Source organism: Okeania sp. SIO2B9, assembly GCF_010672505.1.
GTDB lineage: Bacteria > Cyanobacteriota > Cyanobacteriia > Cyanobacteriales > Microcoleaceae > Okeania > Okeania hirsuta.
Map to the genome: position 1 here is coordinate 1 of NZ_JAAHGK010000823.1, position 3,539 is coordinate 3,539.

General features: G+C 35.5%; 3 protein-coding genes. All 3 read right to left on the bottom strand.

Annotated features, from left to right (window positions below; all coding sequences use genetic code 11):
- Window positions 1–329: 329 nt before the first annotated feature.
- Window positions 330–497: a hypothetical protein gene (locus F6K13_RS23990; protein WP_205127666.1), complete on the bottom strand. Its 168-nt coding sequence runs from the start codon at window positions 495–497 to the stop codon at window positions 330–332.
- A gap of 1 nt (window position 498) precedes the next feature.
- Window positions 499–2,316 carry a diguanylate cyclase domain-containing protein gene (locus F6K13_RS23995; RefSeq protein ID WP_205127665.1) on the bottom strand — a complete coding sequence of 606 codons (1,818 nt, stop codon included), beginning with the start codon at window positions 2,314–2,316 and terminating at the stop codon, window positions 499–501.
- Window positions 2,317–3,132: 816 nt separating this feature from the next.
- Window positions 3,133–3,539 (bottom strand): CO2 hydration protein (locus F6K13_RS24000; protein WP_287288602.1); only part of this gene is annotated, 407 nt, incomplete at its 5' end.

Consider the following 3,539-nt stretch of genomic DNA (forward strand, 5'->3'; position numbering starts at 1 on the left):
CCCTGTTCCCTGTTCCCTGTGTCGTCACTGTAGCAATATTTTATGAAATTGGTATGAATTTACCTAAATTACTGATTTCATACCTCCAATCACCAACGCCACTCTAGAAAATTGCTCTTCAGATTGAATACACAGGGAACAGGGAACAGGGAACAGGGAACAGGGAACAGAGAAACATAAATATTCAAGAGGAAAAAAGGTGGAAATTTGAGAATTTATGGAATTTATAATTTTTTCTTTTAGGAATAAATCACAAATTAAGATGTAACTGCCTTTGGGTGAATTTGGTATAAGAGTAATTCTTTGAATGGCAAGATTAGATATTGTCTTTACTTAATTGACCGAAAAGTACATTTCTTTCTCCTGAATCCTGACTCGGTCCTCCTGACTCCTAAGTAATTAAGGTTAATATCATACAATAATCCACCAACGCCTCTGGAGTAAATTATTGAGATATATTTGTGCGATCGCATCATAGTTTGAAAATTTGCAGTCATCTTAAAAGTCCTTTGTATCTCGAGAAGCAGAAATCATACTAAAATGTATCCAGCAATCTCGTCCCTGTTGTTTAGCTTCATATAAAGCTTGATCAGCTTGGCCTATAAATGTATGGAGTGTTTGAGCCAATGAAGGGATCTGAGTCGTAACACCAAGACTGATAGTAACTATTTGTTTTTTCCCACTAGGATGAGGAATACCTAAAGCCTTAATCGCTGATTGAATCTGTGCTGCTACTTCACAAGCCCCACTTTGGTCAGTCTTTGATAAAATCACAGCAAACTCTTCCCCCCCATAACGAGCTAACAAGTCTGCCGGACGTTTCAAAACCCCTTGAGCTGCATGAGCTATTTTAATCAAGCATTTGTCTCCTTGTTGATGACCGTAAACATCATTGTATAGTTTGAAATAATCCACATCAAACATAATTAGAGATAAAAATTGTTTTTCTCTTGCCATTCGTCGCCATTCTTGGTCTAAAAATTCATCGAAGTAACGACGGTTAGAAATTTTAGTTAAACCATCCAGTCGAGCCAGACGTTCTAACTTGAGATTTGCTTCTTGAAGTGCATCTAGGGTTTTACCTAACTCATCTGCTTGTGAGCGAGTTTGAGCAAGTAGATGGGAATGTTCTAAAGCGACGCTAAACTGAGTTGCTAATTGTTTGACGAATCTAATTTCAGTGGAAGTCCATTCACGGCTTTTTTCACATTGATGAATACAAAGCAGTCCCCAAAGTTTTGAACCCATGATTAAAGGCATAATAATTTGTGCTTTAATCTGAAATTGCTCTAAGATTTCAATATGACAGTCTTTTAAATCAGCATTGTAAATATCTGTCAGCACTTGCATACGCCCCTGTTGATAATGGATGGCATACTGTTCGCCAAAACAATAATCATTCACTTTGATCGAAAGGGCCGAATCATAAATGGGTAAAACGCTTTCAGAAACAAATTCTCCATAGCAGTAGTTACTTTCTGGGTAGAAGCGGAATATGCCTACGCGATCGCTCTCTAGAGCTTTTCTGACCTCTTTGGCAGTAGTTTTAAATAAGGTATGGAGGTCGAGAGATTCACGAATTTCTGAAATTAAGTTGAATAAAATCATTTGTTGTTGGCTAGCTGCTTGTAAATCTTTGGCTTTTTGTTCGACTTCAGCTAGTTGTTCTGCTTGCTGCACTGCAAAGCCTAGTTGAACAGCAATTTGACTCAAAAAATTTACGGCAGAAGTTTCCCATTCATGGGGTTTAGAATGTTGATAAGCAGCTAGAATACCCCATAGTTTTTTTTTAATAAAAATAGGAGCAGTGGCATATGCTCTGATGTGAAATTGTTCTAATATTTCAATATGGCATTGTGACAACTCTGCTTTATAAATGTCTTTTACTACAAGTGTTTCATTATTGCGATACCGACCACCTTGATGCTCCTGAAGATAACTATCATTCCAAACGGTGTTTTTGTATATAAATTCGAGTTCATCCCAACCAACTTCAGCAAATTCAAAGTCACCAACAAATTCACCTCCCCAGTCTTCATTAAAACGATATACTGAGACTCGTTCGACACCTAAAAGTCTACAAGTTTCTTTTGTGGTTGTGCGAAAGATTGTTTCTAGGTCGAGAGATGCTCTAATCTTGCCGATCGCCCGATATATTGCTTTTTGTTGTGCATATATTTGCTCTAGTTGCTCAGTTTTTTCCTGTAGTTGAGCTTCTAAATTATCAATAGTAGGTAATCTCAATAATCTAGATGTTTGATTAATAATTTTACGGCCGATTATAGATAATATAGATTGAGGTCTTTTTTTATTCACCAGGATTTTTTATAAAAATTTATAAGCCAAATATAGCACTTTTAAAAAAAAATCTGTTTAACCGTATTTTCTTTGCTATTGATATTATTTAGGGTTTGCTGAAAAAGTATTTTAGTAGGAGACAGGATACAGGAGACAGGAGATAGGATAAATGGGAATGAGCGAGGAAGTAGGAGTAAGAATTGTAAGAATGATTTTTCTGCCCAACTATGCGCCTAAAATACTAACTTTTTGAGCGTTTTAGACTGAAACAGGCGCACTTTTTTCGTTCCCAAAAAGGCACTTGTCTTTATATGTCAATGTTTTTATATTTAATCAGCAAGCTCTATTTATATTTTTTTGTATTGAAAAGCGGAGTAGTTGAGCATTTAAATATGAAAAAAAATGATACTTAATCTAGATATCAAAGATAGAGGTAAATCCAATCTAAAAATCACTCCAGTTTATTGTTAATATTATTCAATTTTACTGGGTATAATGTAGCAGAAGAAAGAAGGAAAAAGGAAAAATATTGCGTTGTCTGAGTTTTAAGCTTTTGATATATCCTAACAGTAATAGACCTCTGCGGAAATTAAGATTTAACGACCTTTTTACAGGGGTTTCAGTTGAATTATCGGAGATGTCTAATGGTGACTCCTAATATAATATCCACACAATCTGATGAACCCACTTCACAAGAGGGGAGATATAGCCAGCATTTTAGTATTTAATATTGATATTAATTACTAAAGCCATAAAGTAAAGTTTGTTCATTGTTTTTCACCTCAAACAATGAACAATTAATTATGAAAGTTAGAGTAAAAGTATAGGCGATAGCTAACTATTAACTTCTTGTATTTGTGATGTTAAAAATCGATCCATCCACGCTTCTAAATAGGCTTGATTTGCTGCTTGTTCCTCTGGATTTTCTGTATCTAAAGGATGAGGTGCTAATCCTAAAAGTGCTGCTGTTGTTACACAAAACATTGACTTTTGAAAAGTCTGACAAATTTTGACTCGCAAATTATCTGTACCTCGATTAGTTTTTTGGTAAACTTCTAGAAGATAATCTGGTAAAAAATGTCGCATATCTTGCATTAGTAATGTGGGTGGAATTCCTGCCCCTCCAATAGGTAATGGATCTGCATATAAAGCACCGTAAGTAAATTGACTTTGTTCGCGGAGCAGCGTCGTGTAGGGAAAGAGGGTAAATTTCGTTGGTCGCCGTATAATTAAAAAAAAAA